The organism is Paenibacillus daejeonensis DSM 15491 (assembly GCF_000378385.1).
Taxonomy (GTDB): domain Bacteria; phylum Bacillota; class Bacilli; order Paenibacillales; family Paenibacillaceae; genus Paenibacillus_D; species Paenibacillus_D daejeonensis.
Map to the genome: position 1 here is coordinate 883,165 of NZ_KB899659.1, position 26,054 is coordinate 909,218.

At 54.1% G+C, this 26,054-nt stretch carries 24 protein-coding genes and 1 other annotated feature; of the genes, 2 read left to right on the plus strand and 22 right to left on the minus strand.

Annotated features, from left to right (window positions below; genetic code table 11):
• Positions 1-531: 531 nt before the first annotated feature.
• A complete protein-coding gene (gpr, locus tag F556_RS0104275; protein ID WP_040715811.1) occupies positions 532-1,506 on the minus strand; it encodes a GPR endopeptidase in 975 nt (324 codons plus the stop codon).
• 239 nt (positions 1,507-1,745) lie between these two features.
• Here gpr and rpsT point away from each other — a divergent pair, with 239 nt between their 5' ends.
• Positions 1,746-2,018 (plus strand): 30S ribosomal protein S20, encoded by a 273-nt coding sequence (rpsT, locus tag F556_RS0104280; RefSeq protein ID WP_020615665.1) that lies wholly within the window; start codon positions 1,746-1,748, stop codon positions 2,016-2,018.
• Between the two features lie 68 nt (positions 2,019-2,086).
• Here rpsT and holA read toward each other — a convergent pair whose 3' ends face one another.
• From holA to F556_RS36030, 7 genes are all read right to left on the minus strand, one after another.
• A complete protein-coding gene (holA, locus tag F556_RS0104285) occupies positions 2,087-3,115 on the minus strand; it encodes a DNA polymerase III subunit delta (protein WP_020615666.1) in 1,029 nt (342 codons plus the stop codon).
• A gap of 239 nt (positions 3,116-3,354) precedes the next feature.
• Entirely contained in the window at positions 3,355-4,614 is a 1,260-nt protein-coding gene (locus F556_RS36025; RefSeq protein ID WP_020615667.1) for a zf-HC2 domain-containing protein, read from the minus strand.
• Positions 4,611-5,159 (minus strand): RNA polymerase sigma factor, encoded by a 549-nt coding sequence (locus F556_RS0104295; protein ID WP_020615668.1) that lies wholly within the window; start codon positions 5,157-5,159, stop codon positions 4,611-4,613. Before F556_RS0104295 ends, F556_RS36025 begins: the two co-directional genes overlap by 4 nt.
• 270 nt (positions 5,160-5,429) lie before the next feature.
• Positions 5,430-8,066, minus strand: coding sequence for a ComEC/Rec2 family competence protein (locus F556_RS0104300; RefSeq protein ID WP_020615669.1), 2,637 nt, complete (start codon positions 8,064-8,066; stop codon positions 5,430-5,432).
• A 113-nt stretch (positions 8,067-8,179) separates the two neighbouring features.
• Positions 8,180-8,704, minus strand: coding sequence for a deoxycytidylate deaminase (locus F556_RS0104305; RefSeq protein WP_020615670.1), 525 nt, complete (start codon positions 8,702-8,704; stop codon positions 8,180-8,182).
• 45 nt (positions 8,705-8,749) lie between these two features.
• Complete coding sequence (locus F556_RS0104310) at positions 8,750-10,042, minus strand: homocysteine synthase (RefSeq protein WP_020615671.1); 1,293 nt, start codon at positions 10,040-10,042, stop codon at positions 8,750-8,752.
• Between the two features lie 133 nt (positions 10,043-10,175).
• Positions 10,176-10,736 (minus strand): ComEA family DNA-binding protein, encoded by a 561-nt coding sequence (locus tag F556_RS36030; RefSeq protein WP_020615672.1) that lies wholly within the window; start codon positions 10,734-10,736, stop codon positions 10,176-10,178.
• A gap of 114 nt (positions 10,737-10,850) precedes the next feature.
• On the opposite strand from F556_RS36030, the gene comER reads away from it, so the two are divergent.
• Positions 10,851-11,675: a late competence protein ComER gene (gene comER, locus F556_RS0104320; protein WP_020615673.1), complete on the plus strand. Its 825-nt coding sequence runs from the start codon at positions 10,851-10,853 to the stop codon at positions 11,673-11,675.
• On the opposite strand, the gene leuS is transcribed toward comER, so the two are convergent.
• From leuS to spoVAE, 14 genes are all read right to left on the minus strand, one after another.
• Entirely contained in the window at positions 11,672-14,116 is a 2,445-nt protein-coding gene (gene leuS / locus F556_RS0104325; RefSeq protein ID WP_020615674.1) for a leucine--tRNA ligase, read from the minus strand. The two genes, comER and leuS, sit on opposite strands and share 4 nt — an antisense overlap.
• A gap of 108 nt (positions 14,117-14,224) precedes the next feature.
• Positions 14,225-14,458 (minus strand) — a binding site (T-box leader).
• A gap of 63 nt (positions 14,459-14,521) precedes the next feature.
• Positions 14,522-15,295 carry a class I SAM-dependent DNA methyltransferase gene (locus F556_RS0104330; protein ID WP_020615675.1) on the minus strand — a complete coding sequence of 258 codons (774 nt, stop codon included), beginning with the start codon at positions 15,293-15,295 and terminating at the stop codon, positions 14,522-14,524.
• A 15-nt stretch (positions 15,296-15,310) separates the two neighbouring features.
• Positions 15,311-16,246 (minus strand): CvfB family protein, encoded by a 936-nt coding sequence (locus tag F556_RS0104335; protein ID WP_020615676.1) that lies wholly within the window; start codon positions 16,244-16,246, stop codon positions 15,311-15,313.
• Positions 16,243-16,590 (minus strand): ribosome silencing factor, encoded by a 348-nt coding sequence (rsfS, locus tag F556_RS0104340; RefSeq protein ID WP_020615677.1) that lies wholly within the window; start codon positions 16,588-16,590, stop codon positions 16,243-16,245. Before rsfS ends, F556_RS0104335 begins: the two co-directional genes overlap by 4 nt.
• Positions 16,587-17,156 (minus strand): bis(5'-nucleosyl)-tetraphosphatase (symmetrical) YqeK, encoded by a 570-nt coding sequence (gene yqeK / locus F556_RS0104345; RefSeq protein WP_020615678.1) that lies wholly within the window; start codon positions 17,154-17,156, stop codon positions 16,587-16,589. Before yqeK ends, rsfS begins: the two co-directional genes overlap by 4 nt.
• Positions 17,146-17,736 carry a nicotinate-nucleotide adenylyltransferase gene (gene nadD / locus F556_RS0104350; protein WP_020615679.1) on the minus strand — a complete coding sequence of 197 codons (591 nt, stop codon included), beginning with the start codon at positions 17,734-17,736 and terminating at the stop codon, positions 17,146-17,148. The genes yqeK and nadD overlap by 11 nt, the downstream gene beginning before the upstream one ends.
• A gap of 263 nt (positions 17,737-17,999) precedes the next feature.
• Positions 18,000-18,290 (minus strand): ribosome assembly RNA-binding protein YhbY, encoded by a 291-nt coding sequence (gene yhbY, locus F556_RS0104355; protein WP_020615680.1) that lies wholly within the window; start codon positions 18,288-18,290, stop codon positions 18,000-18,002.
• A 24-nt stretch (positions 18,291-18,314) separates the two neighbouring features.
• Positions 18,315-19,175: a shikimate dehydrogenase gene (locus tag F556_RS0104360; RefSeq protein WP_020615681.1), complete on the minus strand. Its 861-nt coding sequence runs from the start codon at positions 19,173-19,175 to the stop codon at positions 18,315-18,317.
• Between the two features lie 29 nt (positions 19,176-19,204).
• Entirely contained in the window at positions 19,205-20,329 is a 1,125-nt protein-coding gene (gene yqeH, locus F556_RS0104365) for a ribosome biogenesis GTPase YqeH (RefSeq protein ID WP_020615682.1), read from the minus strand.
• Positions 20,326-20,850: a YqeG family HAD IIIA-type phosphatase gene (locus F556_RS0104370; protein ID WP_020615683.1), complete on the minus strand. Its 525-nt coding sequence runs from the start codon at positions 20,848-20,850 to the stop codon at positions 20,326-20,328. Before F556_RS0104370 ends, yqeH begins: the two co-directional genes overlap by 4 nt.
• Before the next feature lie 141 nt (positions 20,851-20,991).
• Positions 20,992-23,232 (minus strand): DUF4129 domain-containing transglutaminase family protein, encoded by a 2,241-nt coding sequence (locus F556_RS33210; RefSeq protein WP_020615684.1) that lies wholly within the window; start codon positions 23,230-23,232, stop codon positions 20,992-20,994.
• Positions 23,216-24,469: a DUF58 domain-containing protein gene (locus F556_RS0104380; RefSeq protein ID WP_020615685.1), complete on the minus strand. Its 1,254-nt coding sequence runs from the start codon at positions 24,467-24,469 to the stop codon at positions 23,216-23,218. Before F556_RS0104380 ends, F556_RS33210 begins: the two co-directional genes overlap by 17 nt.
• A gap of 3 nt (positions 24,470-24,472) precedes the next feature.
• Complete coding sequence (locus F556_RS0104385) at positions 24,473-25,429, minus strand: AAA family ATPase (RefSeq protein ID WP_020615686.1); 957 nt, start codon at positions 25,427-25,429, stop codon at positions 24,473-24,475.
• A 270-nt stretch (positions 25,430-25,699) separates the two neighbouring features.
• Positions 25,700-26,050, minus strand: coding sequence for a stage V sporulation protein AE (gene spoVAE / locus F556_RS0104390; RefSeq protein ID WP_020615687.1), 351 nt, complete (start codon positions 26,048-26,050; stop codon positions 25,700-25,702).
• Between the last annotated feature and the right edge of the window lie 4 nt (positions 26,051-26,054).

The window sequence follows — 26,054 nt, forward strand, 5'->3', positions numbered from 1 at the left end:
ATCTTGAAGGCATGTGAAACTTCCGGTGCTCACGTAGGTTCACCTACGCTCCGCTCCTCATTTTCTCCTGCCTCCAACCTTCTCGGTGCTGAAAACCGAACTTTTTGAACTTTTATTTGAAGTTTTTCCGACAGCGAACGAGAATCCTTAACTGTTCTAACGGCCACCAGCGCTCTTATACCGGCCATTTTGGGTAGTTCGCAAATCTAACGGCCACCAGCGCAGTTATTTCAGTGAAATCAAGCTACAATAGGCACTGACAAGGTAAATAGGTGCTTATATGGCCATTACAATTTCAAACAGCCCATTTCGAGTAAAATAGCGGTCATGGTGGCCGTTAGAGCTCATGCAAGCTACATTTCTCCAGATCACCTCTGAGCACGCCCCCCCCACTGGTTGGGTTATAACACCTCCTGCAAACAAAACAGCTGGGCGGTCGTTTCGCGGTGATACTAGTTTCATTTCTTTCTGTAATCACAAAATAGCCTGCCCGGGATTTGTCCGGGCAGGCCTGCAGTTTCAAGCGGGATGTTAGTGGGTGTAGGCTGCTACGTTGGTGGGGTCTACCGCGTCATGCAGGGCGGCGTTGAGGCCGCTCGCGATAATGTTGGCGATATCCTCGATAAATTGGTCAACTTCCTTTGGCGTGACGAGCATGTCGTTACCAAGCGGCTCCAATACCTCCTTCACGAGCATCAGGCGCTCCTGATCCTGCATCGAAGGCAATAATCCCAGGATTTGACCCGTCTGGTCCGTATGGCTCTCAAAATGGCGCTGCATCATCTCAATGGTGTTGTTCACAATGGTCGAAGCGTAAACGACTGTCGGAATGCCAATTGCTATGACGGGCACGCCCAGGATTTCCTCAGTCAACCCACGTCGCTTGTTGCCGATTCCCGAGCCTGGGTGAATGCCTGTATCTGCAATCTGAATCGTCGTATTGACCCGCTCCATCGACTTCGATGCCAGAGCATCAATGGCTATGATAAGATCCGGTTCGGATCGCCCGACGATGCCTTGAACGATTTCACTGGACTCAATCCCGGTAGTGCCCATGACCCCCGGCGAGATTGCACTCACCGAACGGTAACCCGGTGCGACATCGTCGGGCATCAATTCGAAAAAATGCCGGGTAATCATAACGTTCTCCACTACAAGCGGACCCAGTGAATCGGGTGTCACATTCCAGTTACCCAGACCGACGATCAGTACTTTGGCATCGGTACGCACGCCAAGTCGCTGCAGCAGCGCTTCGAACTCGCGCGCAAAAATGGTCGCCACTTGATCCTGCAGACCTGTATCCAATCCACGCAACCCGGGCGCTTCCAGTGTCACATAACGTCCCGGCAGTTTGCCAATCGCCTGCGAGCCCTGCTCGTTCTCAACAACCAACCGGGTGATGCGGACGCCTTCCTCTTCAGTCATCTCTGACGTGACGCCAGGGATGGGATGGCCACCGGATTCAGCCAGCTCTTTGGCCTCCAATGCAAGGTCGGTACGTACCATATAGTGTTGCAGATCAAGTGAATGATTCACGCGTTCCAACTCCTCCTACACGTTTGGCCTTAGTGTGCGCCACTGAGGAGTCTTTATGCAGTCCTGCCATGTGCTGAGCGCTTCTCTAACTACAGCCGTGGCTTTATTTTAACCATGAAGCTACTATTGCTTTTTCATCATTTGCGTGATAATATATTTTAAGTTGTGTTTCTGATTCACAGTTGTTTCTTTGCCAGGAGGTGAAAGCTATGCCAAACATTAAATCAGCTATCAAACGCGTAAGCACGAACGAAAAACGCCGTGCTCTGAACGCTTCGCAAAAATCCGCCCTTCGCTCGGCCGTTAAAAACGCCGATCAAGCCATCGCCAGCAACGATGCAGCAACTGCTGCAGCTGCACTGGTCGCAGCTACGAAGAAGCTGGACAAAGCCGTTACTAAAGGCCTGATCCACAAAAATGCTGCTGCGCGCAAAAAATCTCGTCTGGCCAAAAAAGTTAACGCTCTTTCGGCTCAGGCTTAATTCAATCGCAAGCAAAAAACAATCCTGTCCCTACCTTCCACAAGAAGGCGGGACAGGATTTTTTTCTTTTAAGCGGGACGCTGACCGCCCAATGCGATTAAAAATAGTTCTAACCCCAGAACTTTATCGATCTGTCCCGTCTTCATCTTAAAGTCCAGATCCGCCAGTTTGCTGAGCAAACCCGCCAGGGTCTTGGTGTCGAAACGGCCGGCTTTCTCCAGCGACAACTTGACGACATACGGATGAAGACCCAGTTGTCCAGCCATTTGCTGCGGGGAGAACCGCTGGCTGTCTAGCTCCTTGATCTGCAATAAAATCCGGAATTGTCTGGCCAGCAGAGCTGCAATCTTAATTGGCTCTTCGCGACGCAGCAGGAGCTCTCTGTACATGGTCAATGCTTTTCCACTCTGCAAGGTAGCGATGGCATCGACGAGCGCAAATACGTCCTCTTCCGTCGAGGAGGCTGTCAGCAGTTCGACTTCCTGCTTGCCTATTGTACCCCCTTCGCCTGCATAGAGACAGAGCTTGTCCACCTCCTGGGCTACCCGATGGAGATTAGAGCCTGTTCGCAGCACCAGCAGCTCAGCGGCGTCCTCTTGAAACGTCCGCTGCTGGTCTTTGGCACGTTTGCCGATCCAACGGTACAGGTCCTTTCCCTCCAGCTCCTGAAAGAGCAGGAGCGCGTCTCGCTCCTTCAACTGCTTCACCAGCTTGCGCCTCTCATCCAGCTTGTCCGCCTGAACGATAAAGACAATCGTACTGGTATCTACTGGATCCTTCAGGTAGCGAAATAGTTCATCGGTTTGATGAGTTACCTTCCCGTCCTTGCCGGCGGCGAGCAGGGTCTGATCCCGAACAAGCAGAAGCTTGCGGGATGCAAAAAACGGCAGGGTCTCCGCCTCCAGAACAATCTCTTCTATTGGTGTTTCGGCTGTATCTGCTTTTACGATGCCCAGACTCCGCTCGTCTTCGCTCAGCAGTGTCGAAGATAAGAAGTCGACAAATCCCTGCATGCGGAATCGGTCCTTCCCATAGAGGACATACACCGGCCTGGCTGCCCCGTTTTTAATTTCCTGCGTGGCTGTTTTTAAATCCACCCTGAACCGCCCCTTTCCCTGTGTATTCCATCATGGTATACGTAATCAGTGCCAGGCGCAACAAAGGGATGACGCCGCTGTGGCTTCATCCCTCTGTCCCTGAGCATCTATATAAACATCCGTAGGCAGGGCCATGGTTCCTCCTACCGGACGGTCATACGTGTCAAGGCGCTTTCGTCAACGTTGCTTTATACCTTAGTATATTCCCGCTGCCGAGAAGTGTGCGTTCATCCCTGCAATTACTGTTTAGTCTCTGTCCCGTCCTTGATATTCACGACGTAGCGTTCAACGGACGTTGCTTGATTGGTCACGCCATTATTGTTGGAACTGTCTTCGGCCACACGACCATGCAGCTCGTAGGACAACGTCTGACTGTCGGAAGACCAGCTCAGATGCTGAATACTGCTGCCCGGCTGCTTGCGGCTCTCGAAGATCAGCATGCCGTCGCTGCCATAGATCTGCAGCACATGGCTCTGGACCGCCGCCTTCATCTGTCCGTCAGGTGACGCCACCGTGTCCGCCTGAGCATAGCCTCTGGCAACATCCGAAGCACTCGGCAACTCTTCATCGAAGGTTGGCGCCATATCCATCGGGAAGTCAAACAGCATCTCTTCCCGTACGGGCTGATCCATGGAAGGCTGCTCCGAGACAGGCGGTGCGGATTCCGGCTCAGACATCATACCTGCTGAGGGTTCATCACTGTTAGCGTTACTTGAATTCTTTCTTGTGTCTTGCTTCTGACCAGACTCCGGCGCATTCTGCTCGCGATTCGGTAAGGACTTCTCCGAGCTCGGTTTCCCTTGCTCCGCAGGAGTAGCTTGTTCATCCGTGTTAGGAGTCAGCTCGTTTGCTCCTCTGGGGGCTGGCTGCGTGCTAGGCTCTTCAGAGCCTGATGCATTTTCGCCCACAGAATCATTAGTGGCTGACGGCTCTTCATTGCCGTTGGTTACAAAAATACCCATCTCTTCATTCCCATCGGGAACGCCGCCTTCTAGCTCACCTGGCATTTCACCGCTGCCATTCATTGAACCCGCTCCAGTATCGTTCGTATCACCAGTTTGCGCCTGGAAGGTACTGACCTCCGCCGCTTCATCACTTGGTGACGGAGTACTGTAATTGAAAATGAACAAGCCGGCAACGATACTGGCAGCTACAACGCCGCTGAGTGTTCTGAGCGGCAGTCGGTCCAGCCAGCCTTTTCTTCTATCCGTCGGGGCAACCCTGCGGGATGCCTCCTCTGGCGCAGCAAACGCTGCGGCATGTGGGGCTGGTTTATGTTCAATTTCATCTAGCTGGGGCAGAATGGCATCGACCAGGCTGAACGGCGGAGTAACCTTGGGAAGACTGTCCAACTCGCCAGATAGACGCTGCAATCGTTCCAGCATCGCGGCGCAGTCGGGGCAATGCCTGGTATGCTTGTGCAAGATGTCGGTTTCCCGCTCATCGAGATCCCCGTCCAGTTGTCGTTGCATATAGTCCATCACCTCTTGACAAGTCATCCTCGGACACCACCTTTCTCATAATCATGGAGTAAAGTCTGCAGCTGCTGCCTGGCCCGGAACAGGTACGATTTGACCGTATTCAGCGGAAGATCCAGGGAGTCAGCTATTTCGTTGTAAGAGAAATCCTGCATGTAGCGCAAAACAACGACCGCGCGATGGTGGTCCGGCAGCTTGTCGATGGCCTCTCGGATGTCCTGAGCAGCATAGGCCGCCAGCACTTCTTCTTCGACATTCTGCTTCTCCCGGAAAACCATATCATGTTCATCAATGGATACCGTCGGTTTGGCTCTACGGAACTTATCGATGCAAATGTTCGTTACGATTCGTTGTACCCAAGTCTTGAACTGTGCTTTCTCCTCGTAGGAATGAATCTTGGTATAGACCCGGATCAGCGCTTCTTGCGCCGCGTCCATCGCATCCTGTTCATTGCCGACGATATAATAGGCCGTTCGGTATACGTGGGATTCAATTTCGCGCAATAGAGTTATAAGAGCGTCGCGATCGCCCGATTGAGCGGCTCTGATGAGGCCAGGCTCTACCACGAAGGATCCCCCTCTCTATCAACCTTTCAGACGGAAAGGCTGTGTCAAATGTTGCAGTCGGAACTGCGATATTATAAAAAAAGTCTAAATTTTTCATTCTGCCTGTTTAATAAAACGACAATCTCATGATAAGAGTTCAGTGAAAACCTAACGAGCCCGTCCCTTTTTCATTGAAGAGCAGGCATGAAACTGCGAATTTCCCCTCATAAGAATAACAGAAAACCTTAGTTCCGTATACCCTGGACAGCCTCCCGCTACGGCGTTTTCCGGTCAAGGATAAAGTTTGGCGCGATGCTCTATTCCGTGCTCCGTCATTCGGAACAATACACCCCCATCACGGTCAGAGCGAAGCACCACCGTCCCTGCGTCTTCCAGCCGCCCCGTCACGGTTGGATGGGGATGCCCATACCAATTATAGCGTCCGACCGGAATGAGGGCCGCGGCAGGTTGCCAATAATTCACCCACTCCTGTGTCGTCGAATGACGGCTGCCATGATGAGCCACTTTCATAATATCCACTTGCGGGTGTCCTTGCGTCTGCTCCGTTAGACGCTGCAACACGAGACGCTCAGCCGTCGTTCCAATGTCCCCGGTAAGCAATAAGCTGTAGCCATAGAGTTCAATCCGGGCAACGACACTATATTCATTTTGTTCATTAACTACCGGAAGCCGATCCACATCCGCGCCACAGCTGGCCGCACCCGCAGCAGGCGGCCATAGCACCTTCACCTTCGCCTGCGGTTCAAGCTGCCACTCTTGAGGGGCACACGCCGGATAAAGAACGACGCCACGCTGCACCGCCTTTGCTAATAAGCTTTTGGCCTCCGTCGACTCTTTGTAGCTGCCGTTCCATAGCATTCGCTTGACCGGAATTGTATCGAGCACCGCCGCTAATCCGCCAATATGATCGGTATCCAGATGACTAACGATGAGCAGATCGATTTTATGAACGCCCCGCTTCATAAGTAATGGAACCAGCAGCTTGCGGCCCACCTCATACGGCTCCCGACGCTCGCGCCATTCTTCTCCTGGCTGGCGGAATTTCACAGTGCCCCCACCGTCCACTAGAATATGTCTGCCTTCCGGGGTCCTGATGAGCAATGCATCGCCTTGTCCGACATCAATCATTTCTACATAGGCGGCATGATCCCATCGGTTTGGTGCGTAGGCATAACCTAATAAGGATGCGTTCAGGAGCAATATGCCGGCCAGACGTGCAACAGGACCTGACAGCCACTGAACACGCCATTTCCGTAGCTGCGGAGCAGAGGAATCCCCCGGCAGGGCCTGGCTGCCCAACGGGACTGTAGGTGCTTCCGCAGATGTACCGGTAAGAGGATTGCCCTTCGGAGCAATGCCCTCGGCGCCACGAAACGCCGGTAAACAACGGTAGAGCAGCAAGAGTGCCGCGTACCAGGCTAGTACCCACCATAGCGGCGGCGTTGGCCAACTCGATCGCAGCACATCCGGCTGGTTCATGAGGTCAGTGATGGTGAAGGTCAGGTCATTGCCCAACTTGGCAAGCGATGCCACCAGATTGGCCGCGGGCTGCCAAACCGTCGTTAGTGCAAGTGAAACTGCGCCCAGGGGCATCACAATAGAACTGATAAATGGCACCAGCAGGATATTGGCCGGGAGAGACACCAGATTAAACTGATTGAAATAATAGATGGTCAGCGGAAAAGATGCCAACTGGGCAGCTACGGACACCGCTACCAGATCGATAACCGCTTTTCCCCGTGGCAGTTGAGGCAGCGACTTACGCAGCGGCTGAACCCCCACGATCAAGCCGCCGGTAACAATGACTGACATTTGAAAGCTGACATTGCCTAGCATGTAAGGCTCGATGATCAGCATGAGCAAGGCTGCGGCACACAACAGATGAAGACCGTCCTTCAGCATACCCAGCTTGGCCGCAAACAGACCGATCATCGACATGATGCCTGCACGAATCACAGATGGAGATGCACCGGATAACAGCACATACAAAGGGACGGCTGCAATCAAGATGTTCATGGCTGTCTCCCGCGGCAGCCGGAACATCCGTAGAAGCAAGTGCAGGCAATACAGGAACACGGCCACATGCAGGCCGGATATGGCAAGAATATGTGTCAGGCCGAGTTCAGAAAACTGGCGGAACCGTTCAGGATCCAGATCATCGCTCATTCCCATGACCAGGCCTTTCATGTATCCCGCTTGCTGCTCCGGGTACATCGCATCCATTCGAGCACCCATTGCCTCCCGGACCGCATCCACGCGTCCCATCCAGGCACTGCGGGTCCAGAAGCCTCCTGGTTCTGCTGTTACCGCTCCCGCTCCATCCACTTGGAGCAGCCAATGAATTCGCTGGCTATGCAAGTACCGCCGGTAATCAAAGCCATCAAAATTACTGGCTTCTGCCGGCAGCCGCAGCTCCCCGTTCAGACGAACCCTGTCGCCCCGTCGCCAGGTCGCAGCTAGCTCCTGCTCTGCTTGTTCTGCCAGCTTCACTTGCACCTGGAGACGATCCTCAATTGCGACTGGCTCTGTATCATCTGAAGCTGTAAGCCACTCCAGCTTCATTCGAAATTGTGCACGATCGCCATCCACCGATACGGGCTGAGTGATCGTACCGATGGCTTCAATGGCATAGCTGAGTGATTCATCTGCCTCTGCGGCTGCCAGCCACTCCGGCAGTCCGCTTGTATTGGCCGCATCCGCCCATATTCGGGAACCTGCAGCTACCCCGTAGGCGAGCGCACACACCGCCGCCACACGCCATGGTAGCAAGCGCAGCCAAGCAAGAGCGCTCAGCAGCGCGAGCAATGCCGCCAGCCCGAGAATGATTCCTTCCATACGGAGCGCTGCAGCTGCCGAGCTGCCAGCCACATAACAAATCGTGCACCACACGACCGGTCGTTGTACCATCCGATAACCTCCCTGTTTCCATGCAAAAAAAGAACCCCTTCCCGTATCTGACATACGGCAAGAGGTTCTTCCTCTGCAACAAGCTACTATTTAATTTAACCTGCTCTGCGCATTTATGATATCACCGGCATCACGGTCTGCTCCGGCGGCTCATAGCCGCTCAGGTTGCGGAAGATTAGCCCCTTCAGCTCCATGAGCCGCAGCACCTTCTCACTGTCCTTGGGATAGGCGCGATGGTAGACGACCTCCTGGATGCCGCTGTTGGCCAACATATTGGCACATGTCCAGCAGGGCTGGTCTGTCACATAGACGGTCGAGCCCTCACGATCAGTACGGTCGGTGAACAGCAGAAGATTCTGCTCCGCATGAATCGTGCGGATGCAGCGCTGCTTGCGCAGCATTTCCTCCTGGCCATCCACTACCTTGACCTCCAGCTCTTCGACGATCATGCAGCCATCCTCCGAGCAGTCCGGCACCCCCATTGGCGCGCCGTTATATGCTGTACCCAGCAGCTTCTTGCCCTGCACGAGCACTGCGCCGACATGACGGCGCGGACACCGTGACCGTGTTGCTACCATATAGGCGATATCCATAAAGTACGTATCCCAATCCTTGCGCAAAGCGTCTTGTGTTGACATGAAGATGACTTCCTTTCTCTTGGTGCCGCTTCGCTGGCCCTTCCTCTAGGATTGGCTTGCGCGGAGCGCTTGATCCAGATCGTAAATGATATCCTCGATACCCTCAGTGCCAATGGAGAGGCGAATCATGCCCGGCGAAACGCCTGCCGCCTGCTGCGCATCCTCTGTCAGCTGTTGGTGCGTTGTGCTGGCCGGGTGGATAATGAGTGACTTGGAGTCGCCGACATTGGCAAGATGCGAGAACAACTGAACCGCTCCAATCAGCTTTTTACCTGCGTCGATGCCGCCCTTCACGCCGAATGTGAGAATCGCGCCTTGGCCTTTAGGCAAGTATTTCTGAGCCAAGTCGTAGGAACTGTGGCTTGGCAAGCCGGCATAGTTCACCCATTCAACCGCTTCATGTCCCTCAAGATATTGAGCTACCGCTAGTGCATTGGAGCTATGACGCTCCATCCGCAGATGCAGAGTCTCAAGACCTTGCAAGAGCTGGAACGCATTGAACGGCGACAGGGCCGCGCCCATATCGCGAAGCAATTGTACGCGAGCCTTGATGATGTAAGCGATCGGACCAACCGCTTCGGTATAAATGACACCATTATAGCTCGGATCGGGCTCGGTCAGACCCGGAAATTTGCCGCTGGCTGCCCAATCGAACTTGCCGCCGTCGACGATGATGCCACCAATCGACGTGCCGTGACCACCAATAAACTTGGTCGCTGAATGCACCACGATATCCGCTCCATGCTCAATTGGACGGCTCAGATATGGACTCGGGAACGTATTATCGACAATCAAGGGAACCCCATGCTCATGGGCGATTGCCGCGACTGCTTCTACATCGAAGACATCCCCTCTGGGGTTGCCAATAGTCTCGGCAAATACAGCCTTGGTCTTATCCGTGATCGCTTCTCGGAAATTGTCCGGGCTCGAAGGGTCCACGAATTTGACGTTAATGCCCAGCTTGGGCAGAGTCACGGAGAACAAATTATACGTGCCGCCATACAGACTGGCTGCGGAGACGATCTCATCTCCCGCACCCGCGATGTTAAGAATAGCATATGTAATTGCGGCTTGACCGGATGCCACCGCCAGCGCAGCAGGCGCGCCTTCGAGCGCAGCTACCCGCTTCTCGAGCACATCTGTCGTCGGGTTCATAATTCGGGTATAAATGTTGCCGAATTCTTTCAGTGCGAACAAATCAGCTGCGTGATCGGTATCGCGGAAACCGTAAGAAGTGGTCTGGTAAATCGGCACAGCACGCGACATCGTCGACGGATCGATCTCCTGTCCTCCGTGAACCGAAAGGGTATCCAACGTAAATTTGCGTTCCTCGCTCATGCCATTGTTCCTCCTTGCCGCAAGGGCATATAATATGTACGGCTTTGACTGAAATACGTATAAAAGGTAACGCTTCCTTCCGTCTACTATTGTCGCATATTACCGGATAATCGACAATCCCGACCGCCAAACTTTAAGGAAGGGCCACAATCTGCTCTTTCATCTTCTCAAGCATCTTCGGTCCGATTCCCCTGACTCTTATAATATCATCCGCTGACCGGAAAAAACCATTCTGTTCGCGGTCTGCGATGATCGCTTGCGCCTTGGCTGCGCCTATGCCTGGAAGGGTGTCCAACAGTTCGGCCGATGCCCGGTTAATATCTATCTTTCCTGCTGCATCTGGTACTGTAGCTACGGGGATCGCTTGAGCAGGCTCCTCTGGCCCGGGAGTTGGTGCCAGGGGTTCAGATTCAGCTTCAGGCTGGGTTCCTGTCGCGTCATCCGAATCATCAACAAGGGAGATGGGTTCTTCTACCGGTATAACCGCATCTGTTGGTCCCTGCAACTCTATCGGAGAAGCTGCCGTCTCAGGCTCGACTTGCCCACTAACCATTTTGCTGTCCAATGGCTTCCATCCTTCCGGCTCGTCTTCTCTGGGCATTCCCAATGCCATCAGCAGCAGCAAGGCGCCCCCAGCCAGCAAAAGAGTCGTGACACGCTTCTCAGTGGATAACAAGCGCTTCAACGTTTTCATCCTATATCATCCTTTCCTTTCGAGTTTTGGCGAATAATGGTCATGTCGGTCGAGCTGCTCCGCATAAGGTTAGTTAGGCAGCTTATGATGTCATGATGCAAGGAGGGATTCAAGATGAAAGTCGGATTTATCGGGACAGGAAGTATGGGAAGCTTGCTCATCGAATCGTTCATCCGCTCTGGCGCGATGAGTCCCGAACAGATCACGGCCAGCAGTCGCAGCCTGGCCAAAACCGAACGCCTGGCGGCTTCCTATCCAGGGCTGCGCGCCGTTCCTTCCAATGCAGAGGTGGTGCGCAGCAGCGATTTGGTCTTTCTGTGTATCAAGCCTCTCGATTTCAAACATGTCATAGACGACATAAAGGCCAGCGTGCACCCGGAGCAAATGATCGTGTCGATCACTAGTCCAGTGCTTCTGGCCCAATTGGAGGAATGGTTGCCCTGCAAGGTTGCCAAGGTCATTCCAAGTATTACAAACTATGTGTGCAGCGGCGCAGCGCTGTGCATTTATGGCAAGCGGATTGATCCTGCCGATCGTGACCGTCTGGAAGGCTTGCTCTCGCACATCAGCGAGCCGCTGCGCATTGAGGAACAATACACGCGCGTCGTATCCGACATCTCCAGCTGCGGACCGGCTTTCTTTGCCTGCTTCCTGCAGCGGTTCATTGATGCCGCCGTTCAGGAAACTGGCATCGATCCGGAGGAGGCAACAACCTTGGCCAGCCGCATGCTCCTGGGAACCGGCAAGCTGCTCACCGAAGGCGGATTAACTCCGGATCAACTACAGGCCCGAGTCTCCGTACCTGGCGGCATCACTGCGGAAGCGATCCGCATGCTAAACCACGAATTGGATGGCACGTTTAACCGGCTCATTCGAACCACGCACGCCAAATTCTATGAAGATGTGGAAAAGGTAGGTGTATCCTTCCTGATTCACTAATTTGGCGCGACAATATTGACGAGCTTGCCCTTAACTGCAATCACCTTGCGAATCGTCTTGCCGCCGATAGCATCTTGTACTTTAGGCTGCTCTTTGGCGATTCGCTCCATCTCCGCTTCGTCCAGACCGGCAGCAATAGAGATCCGCTCCACGATCTTCCCATTTACCTGAATGGCGATCTCCACTTCCTGGTCGACCGTCCAAGCCTCGTCATATTGCGGCCAGGACGTGTACGAGATCGTCTCTTCCCCACCCAGCCGGTTCCAGAGCTCTTCGGCGATATGCGGTGCCAGCGGCGACAGCATTTGCAGGAACTGCTTCATAGCATCCTTTGGCAGTTCCTCCGCTTTATAGGCCTCATTGACGAAGATCATCAGCTGGCTGATGGCCGTATTGAAGCGCAAATGTTCAAAGTCCTCCGTGACCTTCTTAATCGTCCGGTGCCAGACCCGTTTGAAGGCGTCACTGCCTTCGCTGTCAGTTAATTTGGAGGTTACGGAACCGTCTTCGGCAATGAAGAGACGCCATACGCGACTCAAGAACCGGTAAGATCCTTCCACCCCGTTAGTATTCCAAGGCTTGGTCGCCTCCAGCGGACCCATGAACATTTCATACATCCGCAAGGTATCCGCGCCGTACTCTCCGACGATATCATCCGGGTTGATGACATTGCCGCGCGATTTACTCATTTTCTCATTGTTCGTGCCCAGGATCATCCCCTGGTTCACCAGCTTCTGGAACGGTTCCTTGGTCGAGACCACACCAAGATCGTACAATACCTTATGCCAGAACCGCGCATACAGCAAGTGAAGCACGGCGTGCTCTGCTCCACCGATGTAGAGATCGACCGGCAGCCATTGTTCCTGCTTTTCCTTGGCGCACAGCTCATCGGAATTGTGTGGATCGATAAACCGCAGGTAGTACCAGCAGCTGCCCGCCCATTGCGGCATGGTGTTGGTTTCGCGGCGGGCTTTCATACCGGTTTCCGGATCGATTGTTTCCACCCAGTCCGTCACAACAGCAAGCGGAGACTCGCCAGTACCCGAAGGCGTAATCTGGTCCACATCAGGCAGCAATAGCGGCAGCTCAGACTCGCTGACAGGCTTCATGGTGCCGTCTTCCAAATGAAGAATGGGAATCGGCTCTCCCCAATAACGCTGACGACTGAACAGCCAGTCGCGCAACCGGTACGTTACCTTGCCTTGTCCCTTGCCCTCTGCTTCGAGCCAATTCGTCATTGCCTGGATGGCCTTCTCATTGTCCAAGCCGTCCAGCAGTCCGGAGTTGACATGAGGTCCGTCACCTGCATAAGCTTCCTTCGTCACATCGCCACCCTCGACGACTTCGACGATCGGCAGCTCATATTGCTTGGCAAATTCCCAGTCCCGTTGGTCATGCCCCGGTACCGCCATGATTGCGCCTGTGCCGTACCCGGCCAATACATAATCGGCAATCCAGATGGGCAGTTTGGCACCATTCGCCGGGTTCACGGCATACGCACCGGTGAACACCCCGCTCTTCTCCTTCGCGAGATCTGTACGCTCCAGATCACTCTTGCGAGCCGCTTTGTCCTGGTAGGCTTTGACCGCTTCCAACTGCTCAGCAGCCGTAATGCTTGCCACCAGCTCATGCTCAGGTGCCAAGACGCAATAGGTCGCACCGAACAGTGTATCCGGACGCGTAGTGAAGACTTCCAGCGTTTTGTCATGTCCGTCGATGGCAAAGGTAACCTCTGCCCCCTTGGATTTGCCAATCCAGTTGCGTTGCATATCCTTAATGCTTTCGGCCCAATCCAGCTCCTCCAGATCCTCCAGCAGGCGCTCAGCATAAGCCGTAATGCGCAGCATCCATTGACGCATTGGCTTACGGATAACCGGGTGGTTGCCGCGCTCGCTCAGGCCATCGATGACTTCTTCATTGGCCAATACAGTGCCCAATGCCGGACACCAGTTCACCGGCACCTCTGCTACATACGCCAGTCCTTTGTTGTAGAGCTGGATGAAAATCCATTGCGTCCACTTGTAATAATCAGGATCAGTTGTGCTGATCTCGCGGTCCCAATCGTACGAGAAACCAAGGGATTTGATCTGACGGCGAAAATTGTCAATGTTGACAAAGGTAATGTCTCTCGGATGCTTGCCGGTATCCAGAGCGTGCTGCTCCGCCGGCAAGCCGAATGCGTCCCAGCCCATGGGATGCAGGACATTGTAGCCCCGCATACGCTTATAGCGCGAGACGATATCCGTTGCGGTATACCCTTCCGGGTGACCGACATGCAGTCCGGCTCCTGAAGGGTAGGGGAACATATCGAGGGCGTAGAATTTCGGCTTGGCCGGATCCTCGGTCGTTTTGAAGGTTTGCTTTTCATCCCAGTATTGCTGCCATTTCGGCTCTAAGGTCAGCGGTTGATAGCCCGCTTGCGCTTGTCTTTCATCGGTCATGCTCGTAAGCCTCCTGAAATAAAATATGCGTTCGTACCACTTAAGTCTGTGTTCAAAATGGTTTAACAACCTCTTTAAAAACAAAAAAACTCCCGCCCCAGCGCATTGGCTAGGGACGAGAGAGTTATTCCCGTGGTACCACCCTAGTTAGCGGCGGACATGCTTTGCCCGTCACTCACTTTGAATCCCTTATCGCGGGACAGACGGCGACGACCGGTACCGCGAGGTACTCAGGCCACGCAGGCTCCAAGGCGAGTTCATCCGCTCTTCCGGTTCGGCTCGCACCACACGCCGACTCTCTGATCCGGTTCACGCACTACTACTCCTCTTCCTTGCCCTGACTTATCGGTTAACTTTCCCTTATTCTAATCAAGGCCCCAGCCGCTGTCAAGCTTGATAGCCCGCCTATTTCACCGCAGCGAAAAATAGCCGTTCGCTATCCGCCTCAGGCGACTTCAACTGAAAGTCGGCAAATGTCTCTATCCTGGAGAAGCCCGCCCGCTTAAGCGCGGCTGTCAGCCACTCTGGATCATAAGCCCGCTGAATATGAACTTCCTCAATCCGGTGAAACAAGGCCTCTCCCGGACGTTCGGTACGTGCGAAAATCGTCAGTTGATGCTCAATTTCTCTGCGCTGGGCATCGTAATCGCTTGTCCAAATATAAGCGATATCCCGCTCGTCCAGCGTAAACGGCTGCTCCTCTGCGTAACGCTGGAGTTGCAGGGGCGCATGCACGTCAAACAGGAACACGCCGCCTTCCTTCAATCCTCTCCAGGTCGCCTGCAGTGCGGATTCTACATCATCCGGTTCCGTCAAATAGTTGAGACAATCACAAAAGGAGACGCACGCATCCACCGGTTCGGGCAGCTCCCATTCTCTCATATCCTGCTGCAGCCATCGGATGGAGCCGCGGCCCGGCATCAGGGCCTCGCGAGGCGACTCCTCCCACTTGCTGCGCGCCACAGTTAGCATATCGGCGGAGAGGTCGATGCCATAGACCTGAAATCCCGATCTAGCCAGCGGAATAGATAAGCTCCCCGTCCCGCAGCCCAAATCGGCAACCGATTTTGGAATTCCGTATCGCTCCCAGCACTGGCGCATGAAGCCCAGCCAATCGGGATAAGGCATGTCTTCCATCAACCGGTCATAGACCGATGCAAATTGTCGATAGGCTCGCATAAATCCTCCAAAGAGTTAGTCGCTGGCCGGGCTAGGTGACGGCCCCTCTCCTGCCTGTTCTTGATCTTGGCCGGCGAGATACGTCCAGCTGCCATCCTGCGTGATCAGGCGCTCACGCATCAGCTTGCCCAGCGCCCGTTTGAACGCAGACTTGCTAATCCCGAAGCGCTGTTTGATAATATCGGCTGGTGTCTCGTCAGAGTAAGGCATTGCTCCGCGGGGCCGTTCCTTCAAAAACGCCAGAATCCGTTCAGCATCCTCGATTCGGCCCACTTGCTTGAGCGGCGCCGTCGACAGGTTGACCCGCCCATCCTCACGAATGAAAGTCACTCGGGCCTGTACACGTTCTCCCAGCCGAAGTGGCTTGATCCGCTCATCGGCTGGAATGAAGCCATACGCACCAAAGCCGACAACACCGCCATCAATCAGAACAAAAGAACCGATCTGCAGTGTCTTGGTTACCCAGCCTTCTACTGTCTGGTTGCGCCAAGTGTCTGGTGCTGCAAATACAAGGGGAGCAAGCTCCTGTTCACCTGCCAGTTTGGCCACCAGCCGACCAGCCCGGTCATGAGCCAAGGTTACAAACACTTCATCACCCGGCATTGGACGGTATTCACGCAGCTCCGGCAATTCCGAAATCGGCAGCAGCAGCTGCCGTCCCAGCCCAATCTCGAGAAAGCAGCCCAGACGCGCATGGATATCCGCAACCTTAAGCCGCTTCATTTCGCCGAGCTGGATGAGCGGTTGGCGCATCGTAGCTGCGATCCGATCTTCCGAATCATGATAGACAAACACCTCAACCGTGTCACCAGCCTTGGGCCGGTGGCCAACGATCTCCGAGTAATGTAGCAGCACCTCGCGTCCCCCTGGCTCGCTGCTCAGATAATAACCGTTCGGCGGTGCCTCGCGGACAACTGTCAGCTGCTGGGTCTGTCCGGCGGTCAGCGTCATGCGAACTCCACAACCTTGGCGTCCGACCATAGCCGTTCGATATTGTAGTAGTCCCGCTCGTCGCGGTGGAAGATATGGACCACCACATCCCCCAAATCCATCAGAACCCAACGGGCAGAATCCATGCCTTCAATTCCGCGGATCATGCCGCCTTTGGCCTCCACTTGCTTGCGAACCTCCGTAGCAATGGATTGTACCTGGATGTCCGAATTTCCGTGACAAATCACGAAATAATCGGCCACCAGCGAAATTCCGGTCAAATTCAATGCAATCAACCGATTCGCTTTTTTCTCTTCTGCTGCACTTGCAGCAATTTGCATTAACGCTTCCGAAGTCAATGTCATGCCTCAGCCTCCTTAAGAATCAAGTTATTGCGTGCGAGCAATGTCAAGGGATAGATACGTTTGCCTTTTTCAATCAAAAACAAGATTGTTGTGTCCAGTCCTGCCAGGATCGCCTTCTCCAAGCTCTGCTCCGCCAGTTCACGAATATCGGACACCAGCGGGAAGCTCCGGCCCGGCTCAATCAGATCAGCCAGCCAGACAATCTTCTCCAAGTGAGACATCCCCGGACGACCGGAGGTGTGAAACCGGATCGCATCCAGAACCTGCGGATCTGTAATCCCATAATCGCGGCGGGCCGCGTAGGCTCCAGCGTAAGCGTGCCAGAGCTCTTTATCATGATCGAGCACTTCCAGATATTCGCCTTCCTCCCGGATCGCTTCCGCCATCTTCTCCACAGGCCATTGTTTGGCCACATCATGGAGGATGACCGCGAGCTCGGCCTGTTCGGGATCCCCGCCATACCGTTTCACAAGATCGGCTGCCGTGCTCATCACACCTTCAGTATGATACCAGCGCCGTGATGACATCTGTGCCTGTACGGACTCCATTAGTGCCTTACGATCCATAGAGTTCATTCCTTTTAATGAATTGATACACTTTATCAGGTACCAGAAAACGGATAGATCGGCCTGCCCCGCGCCGCGCGCGAATATCGGTCGATGATATATCAATGAGCGGCATCTCGCAGCGCTGCAGTTTCTCACGCACACCAGCAGGCAAGCTGCCGGTATCCATTGTGACGCCTGGGCGTTCCACCACGACAAAGGAGACCAGCTCTGCCAATTCTTCAATCTGATGCCATTGCTGGAGATCATTCACCCGGTCGGCACCTATGATAAAGGAAAATTCCCGGCCCGGGTACAGCTCACGCAGCGACTTCACCGTATCAATCGTGTACGACGTGCCGCCACGCTCCAGCTCAAGGTCCATTGCCCGGAAGTGTGGCTGAAAATCAATCGCCCGGTATACCATCTCCAGACGCTCTTCGGAAGATGCATGCGGTGCATGATCCTTGAGCGGTGGCGTGGCGGCGGGAATAAACCAGATTTCGTCGAGTCCACAAGCCTCGCGGGCCGACTCGGCGGCAAGCAAATGTCCATAATGTATCGGATCGAAGGTGCCGCCCATTAAACCAACCTGAATCATACTTCACCCTCCCCCTGTATTCGGTTTATTTCAAGCATTCCGTGATCGAACAACGAGGAGTCGCTGCGAGAAAGAGGGGGCTTCCGATCGCTGTTGTCCCCAGATTTTATGATTTGTACCGCTTTAGCGGTTAAAATCCGGGGACAAAGGCGAGCGTTTCACTTCTCCAGCCGCCCTCTTCCTCTCCGCTCTTCCGACTTTGTTCTTATCAAGTCTGAGAATAAACGCTCATGTTAACAAAAAAGCCAAATCGACTCCCGCCATTATGGCAGTTCGATGGTTTTGTGGTCGGTGGACTCTTTGTAGAGTACGATGGTCTTGCCGATGACCTGTACCAGCTCGGCGCCGGAACCAGCTGCCAGTTCAGCTCCGATAGCTTTGGGGTCTTCATCACAGTTGTTGAGGACGGAGATCTTCATCAGCTCCCGTGTCTCAATCGCTTCCTGGATATGACGGATCAAATGCTCGTTGGTGCCACCTTTGCCGACCTGGAAGATCGGGGTCAGATGGTGCGCAAGCGAGCGCAGATGACGCTTTTGTTTGCCTGTTAACATAAGGATGGTTCCTTCTTTCTTCGTCTAAGATTGACCTAGGGCGGCAAGCACGCTCTCCCGCATCGCTGCAGCGGGGGCTGGTTTGCCGGTCCAGTATTCGAATGCATAAGCACCCTGGTAAATAAACATGCCCAGGCCGCCGTGAATCCGGCAGCCTCTGGCTTCGGCTTCTTTCAATAACGAGGTCTTCAGCGGATTGTAGATCAAATCGCTGACAACGGTATCTGGTCGCAGCCACGCCGGATCCATCGGCAGCGCATCGACTAGCGGGTGCATGCCAATCGACGTCGTATTGATTACAATATCAGCTTGTCCGCACCAGTGAGACAACTCCGCCTGGGAAATGGGCACCAGCTCGCCTTTATCTTCATAAGCCGCCGCGAGGGCCTGGGCCTTGTCCGACGTGCGATTGCTGATGACGAGTCGACCAGGGCGCTCCTTAACGAGAGCATGGATGATCCCTCGTGCGGCACCACCGGCCCCAAGCAGCAAGATCGTTTTGCCCTCCAATTCAGCGGTCGCTTCCTCTTTGAGCGAGCGTACATAACCAATGCCATCCGTATTATAACCTGTTAGCCGGCCATCCCGATTTACAATCGTATTTACTGCGCCAATGGCTTGTGCACTGGCGTCGATCTCGTCCAAAAACGGAATCACTTCCTGCTTGTGCGGGATGGTGACGTTCACACCGGCAATCCCCATTGCTCGCACCCCGCCGATAAAATCCTTCAGCATGGGCGGCGTAATATGAAAAGCCATATAGGCGCCATTCACTCCGGTCTCTGCAAATGCCCTGTTCATCATTACTGGCGATTTGGAATGTCTGACCGGATCTCCAATGACCCCGTACAACGTCGTATGGCTGTCAATTGCAGCAATTGTCATAGCTTGGTTGCTCCCCTTTATTCCCGAGCTTATATAATGGCTTCCCGCAGCAGCACCTTGACCCCCTTGGGGGCATAGATGTCCACGAGCGCGCCTGTTTTGCCGTTGGCCTGAATCCAGCCGAGTCCCGAGATGAAGATATCCTGCCTCTTATCCCGCGGAATCCGCAGCGAATGTCTGGTCCACTCCGGTATTTCCCCAAGCATGTCCTCGTTCGGCGGTGCCAGCACGGTCCCGGCATGGGTCCGGTACAATTCATCCGCCCGCTCCAGCTTGGTCCGGTGCGGCTTGATGCCCGGAGCTATATAGACCGTAAAGGATTGTCGTTCCCCCTGGACAAAATCAAAGCGTGCCAGGGCGCCAAAGAATAAAGTCTGCTGCTCATTCAACTGGTACACAAGCGGTTTAAGCGTATGCTCCGGCAGAATAGTCTGCAGAATCTGTTTGGGAACCATCTCGGTAAGCCGGCTCGGGTATACAATACCCGGCGTATCAATGATTGCTTTGCCGTCTTCCAGCGGAATCCGCACAGCATCCAAGGTTGTACCCGGGTAGCGTGAGGTAGTCAGCTCGCGATCGAGATCGCTGTAATCCCGAATCAATCGATTAATTAGCGTAGATTTGCCTACATTGGTCGCTCCGACCACATAGACATCTCTTCCATCTCTGTATCGATCCAGCGCCTCGATCACCCGGTCGAAGCCGAGATTGCGCTTGGCACTGCATAGCAGCACATCGACCGTCCGCAGGCCGTGGGCCTTCGCTTGCTGCTGCACCCAGTTCCGAAGCCGGTTCAGGTTGGTCACCTTCGGCAACAGATCCACCTTGTTCACGACCAGGAGAACCGGATTGTTGCCGACAAAACGCTGCAGTCCCGAGATGAGGCTGCCTTCGAAATCGAACAAATCGACAATATGCACAACCAGGCTGTCTGTTGCAGCAATTCCGCTCAACAACCGCAGGAAATCATCCTGGTCAATCGTGACGCTCGCGGCGTCATTGTAATTCTTAATTCGGAAGCAGCGCTGACAGATAGCCGGATCGCGCGTCAGCGCAGTTTCCGGCACATATCCGGACCGATCCTGGTCCGTTGTCTGCAGCTTAACTCCACAGCCCGCACAATGCTCGGACGTTACGGTTTCTTGCTCTTTCACTTCTTGTCCTCCTCGGGCCACAGCCCTTTTTTGCGTAGTCTCGACAGGGCAATCTTCTCGATCTGCCGGTTCACCCTCGTCATAATGCCTTCATCCTTGGGCGCAATGGGGGTGACCAGAATGGTGTGCAGCCCCATTCTACGGCCGCCCAGTACATCCGTGAGCATCTGATCGCCAATGACGACTGTCGATTCAGCCTTCAGCTCCAGTACTTCCAGCGCCCTGCGAAACGAGCGGTTGGCCGGCTTGCGGGCCGCATGGATAAACGGGATATTAATCGGATCACAGAATTTCGATACCCGCGTCTGATTATTGTTGGACACAATGACAACTCGAAACCCAAGATCGCGCACAACATCCAGCCAGGCAACTAGTTCTGGGGTCGCGATCGGGTCGCGAGCACCGACCAGCGTATTATCGAGATCGGTAATAATGCCCCGGATGCCCTTTTCCTTCAGTTTATGAAGATCAATATCATAGACGGTATTGACAATTGTATTCGGCAGCAGCCGTGTAAACATAGCTTCGACTCCCTTGCTTTACGTACCTTCATCTTAGGGAAAACTATACCATAGAAGAGGAATTTGTTGCAAAGCAGCATCTCTGCATGCAAACCGCCGGAAGCAGCCTGCCTTCATGGCAGGCGCCCCCGGCGGCTGGGATCAGAGTCGTTCTCTGATCGATTTCACTTTGGCAACAATTCGTTCTGCCTCGTCAGATGTCGCTTCGGTTCCGCTGTATTTAGCCTTCTCAAACTGCAATAATACCTCTTGAAAATCATCACGCAGGAAGTTGCGTCGCTCGGACCAGACGGCCACGGCTTCGCGAAGCGTTTCATGCTCATTATAGTCAAGGCCGTTGCGCTTGCAGTAACGCAGCAGCTTCTCGGTCTCCCAAATAATCCGTTGATTGGCCGAGTACGAGCGGAAACGGAACTTGATTACCGCATCTACGATTTGTCGGCGGCGCATCCAGATCAGGATGATACCGATGACTGCGGCAGCAATTGCGCCAATCAGTGGCACGTTGCTGGATTGGGCTTGTTCCTCTTGCACCACCGGCGGTTCAACCGGCGCGGTATCTTCGGTAATCGGAAGCTCTGGCGTCTCCTGGGAAACGGCATAAGGATAAGAAAATCCTGATGTCGGCTCGAACGGAATCCAGCCATACCCTTCAAAGTACAGTTCCACCCAGGAATGGGCATCGGCATTACGTACGGTATACGTACCTGCCCCGTCTGGATTAAGCTCGATCTCGGGTGGGATGCCCATTTCCATATCCGGAATACCAGAGGATATAATACCCGGCGCATACCCCTTTACCCAACGTGTAGGGATGCCTTCGATCCGCGTCATAACCGCCATTGCGGTCGAGTAATAATCGCAATAGCCTTCCAGCACTTCGAACAAGAATGCATCCACAAAATCCTCACTCACCCGATTGTCGATATCGGGCGTGTTGGTGTAGATGAAGTTGTCTCTAAGATACGTTTCGATCGCTTTTGCCTTGTCATAAGGAGTTTCGGCCTCTGCCGTAATGGTTGCTGTCAGTTCATATACCCGGTCCGGCACAGTGTCCGGAATTTGCAGGTACATATTATTCTTTTGACTATTGCCCAGATCGGTCGAGGCCGCCCTCAGCCCCTCCTCGTCCAGGACAGCCATGGTCGATGTGAGCGTGTAGCTCGACGGGTAAGACACAGGCGTGTTCTGACTGGGCCAGTGCAGCTCCCATGAACCCGGGAGCCAGGACACTCTTCCGGGAATCGGGAAGTTCTCGCCTTCGCTGTCTGCCACGGAGACAAGCGACGAAATCGGAGCTCCGCCAAACAATACGGGGAGCGGTTCCTCCCGGATCATGTTCACAATTTGGGTAACCTCAATCGTCTCGACGTCAGCGGTTGGTCCATCTTCAATCGGAAGCTGCTCCTCGCTGACAATCCCAATCATTGAGCCTTCCCGGCGCTCACCGGGAGCATCGACCCAGCCTTCGCCGGTATACTCCGCCTTGCTCTCCCCGCGCCAGTAGCTCTTACGATCCGTGGACACGGTCATGACGGAGGAATAGTCAAATTCAAAACCGCCACCCAACGTCTCATCGTTCCGGCTGTACCCCGACCGACTGTCTCCATTATTACTCTGTGTGGAGACGGGTCCTTTCTCACCCACAAACGATGGGACCGTCTCTCCGCGCGATTCCCGCCAGATCGTATAAGGATCCTTGAGGACGGGCGCGACATTAGGGACAAACAAACCAGAGGCCATAACAAGCGACAACACGAGTAGGGTCGGCAGCACCAAGGCGGCCGGATACTCGATCAGATGACCCCAGCTCTCCGGATGCTTGGATTGAAATTTGGCAAAGTGTTCTGCGACCAGCCAGATTAAACCGATAAAGATCGTCCAAGCTACCTTATCCCACAACACAATCGGTGTGAACGAATCGGCGATTAATAACGTCAGCATGCAGCCTGAGATAACTAGCACGACGTGCGAACGGGACGTCGCCCACTGACCGGCCAGCGAATAAAACAACCAGACGCCAAGTACGATCCACAGGAAAGGATGTACCTGTGTCGCGTGCGCTTCCAGCCAGAATGCCCATTCCCTGGAATCCGGCGGCGAATTCGCAAAGCCCAGCCAGCGAAAATCGGTAAACTGCAATGTCAGGGCGATAATTAAAGCGAGCTGGACTATGCCACGATAAACGCGACGGCCAGGCACCAGCAGTTCTACAATGACGCTGGCGATCAGCGTCAGTCCCACAATATAGTAAGTCTCTTCCCACCAGTATCCATCAAGGGTACCTAGTACTTGCCAGATTAGAACGGCGACAAACAGATACGAAAGACGGGGATACCATTGGTCGACGATGGAGTGAAACCAATCACGAGCCAATCGCACTCACACCACCTCCTTCCAGCTGTCCCGGCAGCTCCTGCAGGTGACGGACCGTGTAGAACGGCCAGCCGCGGCTGCGGATCAACCGCTGCCAGGATTCGTCCTGGCTGGCTGCACCGGGAGCCTGATCATCGGTGATATAGATCATGCAAGGCACAAGACCGGTACGCTCCAGCCATTGCATGGACTTGACTGTCTCTTCTCCGCCTTGGGGAGTAATAAGAACGGCAAAGGATCCTGGTGCCAGCAGGGTCCCCGCTTGCTTGAGCGCTGTATAGAGGGGCAGGGGACTGTCCGCAGCCACACCTACCAAATGGCTCATCAATACCTTGCGCTGTGCCGGTGTCGACCGTGGCGAGAACCCTTCGGCAGTATCGCCAACAGATACGAGACCCATAGCGGTTTCTCTGCGAATACCATGCTCAAACAGCGAGGCAGCCACAGATACAGCCAGCTCGAATCGGTCTCCCTGCGGATAAGCCTGCTCATTCCTGTCAAGAATGACAACAGTACGAGGCAACGCTTCCCGTTCAAATTCTTTGGATTTCCATTCTCCTGTCTTGGCTGTCGCATTCCAGTGAACCCTGGACAGCCGATCACCATAATGGTATTCCCGCACGCCGTTAAGCTGGGTTGTCTCTTTGGATGAACGGGAGGAGGCCGCATGGGAGAACGGTCCCTTCATCCCTCGATTGAGCTGCCGCCAATAGCGGATAGCGATCGTCTGGGGTAACACGCGGAATTCACCTGGAGAGGAGAACTGCCCAGTGTGCTCGAATAGGCCGAAGATATCCCAGGTTGAGCAGACCGTTGGCGCGAACCTGTAGTTCCCGCGAGCAAGCGGTGGAGTCAAATAGGATATCTCGCCTCCGCGACGCAAGTCAGGTACAAACGGAATCTCGAACGGCATCTCTCCCTGACCTTCGCGGACCAGCTTCTCCCGCACCATCACATAGGGAATTGGCCAAATCCCAGGTACTCGGAGTTGAAGCTTGACCTCCTGACGCGTGCCTGCAGGCAACGACTCACCTGTGCCGCCCTTGTGCTGTAACCGTCTGGTCCCCTGTGTACGGGCGACGCCGCTCCAGCGTCCAAGAATCAGATAGACCAACAACACGTTGACGATCATGAATACCATGAATGAGGTTTTGCCGCCCTGAAAAAGCAAATAGAACACACAGGTGATGTATAGCGAGGCCACCAGCCACCAGCGGGAGACTTTGGTTTTCAGGATATCCATCGGTTAACGCTCCAACCGGATCGGCACCTTTGTCTGTTGCACAACCTCTTCAATCACCTCATCAGGGGTAAGACCGTTGATTCGGCTTTCGGTATGCAGCAGCAGCCGGTGTCCCAACACCGACGGAACGAGATCTTTGATATCGTCAGGCAACACATAATCTCGTGACTGAAGAAACGCATAGGCCTTGACAGCGCCTAGCAGTGAAATCGCCGCACGCGGGCTCGCACCGAGCTGTACGCCTGCGTGTTCCCTTGTGCCTCTTACAATACGAATCAGATAATCTCCCAGCGCCTCATCAATGTGGACGCGGCGCACACGCTCCTGAATACGGAGAATATCCTCTACCTCTGCCACCTGCTCCAGCCGATCCAGCAGCTGGCCGGACTGATGGCTTAGCACCATTTGCAATTCGGTGGCTTCATCGGGATAACCCAGCGTCAGTTTGACCATGAAACGGTCAAGTTGGGCTTCTGGCAGGGTATAAGTTCCTTCGAATTCAATGGGGTTCTGGGTTGCGAACAAGAGAAAAGGCGAGGGCAGATCATGCGTAAAGCCGTCCACGCTGACCCGACGCTCCTCCATGACTTCCAGTAGTGCAGACTGCGTCTTGGTCGTTGCCCGGTTAATTTCGTCGGCAAGCAATATATTCGCCATAACCGGACCCGGACGGAAGACAAATTGCTCGTCGCGGGGATGAAAAATAGAAACGCCCGTAATATCGGTGGGCAATAAGTCAGGGTTACATTGAATACGACGGAATTGTCCGCCAATGGAACGGGCAAGAGCTTTGACAAGCTGGGTTTTTCCGGTGCCCGGCACATCTTCGAGCAGTACGTGTCCGCCTGCCAGCAAGGCCGTCATAAGCAGGCCGATTTCTTTACTTTTGCCCAAGATACAAGATTCGAGATTCTGCCTGATGACAGAGCAAAGCTGCATATCTGTATTCGGATTGTCCATGCGGATCCCTCCCGGATAGTGGATACAAGCAAAAAACGGCAGCCGCCAGTACAAAGACGGGGGGTTCCGTTTGAAAAAAATCTCGAGCTTTTGTAAACTCCTGAGCTCGAGATATGTACACAAAGCATCCTAAAAAAGACACTATAACTCTATTTTACAGGAATGACGGGATATAATCCAATCGTTGAACCTCCAAAAAAAATTGGAGGATCCCACAGGACCCTCCAAGCGGCGCAAACCGTTCTCCCGTATGGGATTCCGGTGCCAGTATTAACCTTTGGGCCGCACGATCAACGCAGCCAAAAATGAAAAGATAATCGCCGCGGATATGCCAGCGCTCGTGACCTTGAAAATCCCCGTTATGATTCCGATCCAGCCGCTTGCATGCAGCTCGGTGAGCGCTCCGTGGACCAAGGCGTTGCCAAAGCTCGTAATCGGGACGGTCGCTCCGGCACCCGCAAAGTCAACCAGAGGCTCATACCAGCCCAGTCCATCTACGATGGCTCCCACAACGACAAGCGTCGACATCGTATGCGCTGGAGTAAGCTTCAATACGTCAAACATCAATTGGCCGATTACGCAGATGCCGCCGCCGACCAGAAAGGCCCATAAAAATTGCATGCTT

Excerpts from the sequence above, each read along its gene's own strand:
- gpr (WP_040715811.1), bottom strand. The coding sequence starts at position 1,506 with ATGGTACGTACCGACCTTGCATTGGAGGCCAAAGAGCTGGCTGAATCC.
- rpsT (WP_020615665.1), top strand. The coding sequence starts at position 1,746 with ATGCCAAACATTAAATCAGCTATCAAACGCGTAAGCACGAACGAAAAA.
- F556_RS36025 (WP_020615667.1), bottom strand. The coding sequence starts at position 4,614 with ATGACTTGTCAAGAGGTGATGGACTATATGCAACGACAACTGGACGGG.
- F556_RS0104300 (WP_020615669.1), bottom strand. The coding sequence starts at position 8,066 with ATGGTACAACGACCGGTCGTGTGGTGCACGATTTGTTATGTGGCTGGC.
- F556_RS0104305 (WP_020615670.1), bottom strand. The coding sequence starts at position 8,704 with ATGTCAACACAAGACGCTTTGCGCAAGGATTGGGATACGTACTTTATG.
- F556_RS0104310 (WP_020615671.1), bottom strand. The coding sequence starts at position 10,042 with ATGAGCGAGGAACGCAAATTTACGTTGGATACCCTTTCGGTTCACGGA.
- F556_RS36030 (WP_020615672.1), bottom strand. The coding sequence starts at position 10,736 with ATGAAAACGTTGAAGCGCTTGTTATCCACTGAGAAGCGTGTCACGACT.
- comER (WP_020615673.1), top strand. The coding sequence starts at position 10,851 with ATGAAAGTCGGATTTATCGGGACAGGAAGTATGGGAAGCTTGCTCATC.
- leuS (WP_020615674.1), bottom strand. The coding sequence starts at position 14,116 with ATGACCGATGAAAGACAAGCGCAAGCGGGCTATCAACCGCTGACCTTA.
- F556_RS0104330 (WP_020615675.1), bottom strand. The coding sequence starts at position 15,295 with ATGCGAGCCTATCGACAATTTGCATCGGTCTATGACCGGTTGATGGAA.
- F556_RS0104335 (WP_020615676.1), bottom strand. The coding sequence starts at position 16,246 with ATGACGCTGACCGCCGGACAGACCCAGCAGCTGACAGTTGTCCGCGAG.
- rsfS (WP_020615677.1), bottom strand. The coding sequence starts at position 16,590 with ATGACATTGACTTCGGAAGCGTTAATGCAAATTGCTGCAAGTGCAGCA.
- yqeK (WP_020615678.1), bottom strand. The coding sequence starts at position 17,156 with ATGGATCGTAAGGCACTAATGGAGTCCGTACAGGCACAGATGTCATCA.
- nadD (WP_020615679.1), bottom strand. The coding sequence starts at position 17,736 with ATGATTCAGGTTGGTTTAATGGGCGGCACCTTCGATCCGATACATTAT.
- yhbY (WP_020615680.1), bottom strand. The coding sequence starts at position 18,290 with ATGTTAACAGGCAAACAAAAGCGTCATCTGCGCTCGCTTGCGCACCAT.
- F556_RS0104360 (WP_020615681.1), bottom strand. The coding sequence starts at position 19,175 with ATGACAATTGCTGCAATTGACAGCCATACGACGTTGTACGGGGTCATT.
- F556_RS0104370 (WP_020615683.1), bottom strand. The coding sequence starts at position 20,850 with ATGTTTACACGGCTGCTGCCGAATACAATTGTCAATACCGTCTATGAT.
- F556_RS0104380 (WP_020615685.1), bottom strand. The coding sequence starts at position 24,469 with ATGGATATCCTGAAAACCAAAGTCTCCCGCTGGTGGCTGGTGGCCTCG.
- F556_RS0104385 (WP_020615686.1), bottom strand. The coding sequence starts at position 25,429 with ATGGACAATCCGAATACAGATATGCAGCTTTGCTCTGTCATCAGGCAG.
- spoVAE (WP_020615687.1), bottom strand. The coding sequence starts at position 26,050 with ATGCAATTTTTATGGGCCTTTCTGGTCGGCGGCGGCATCTGCGTAATC.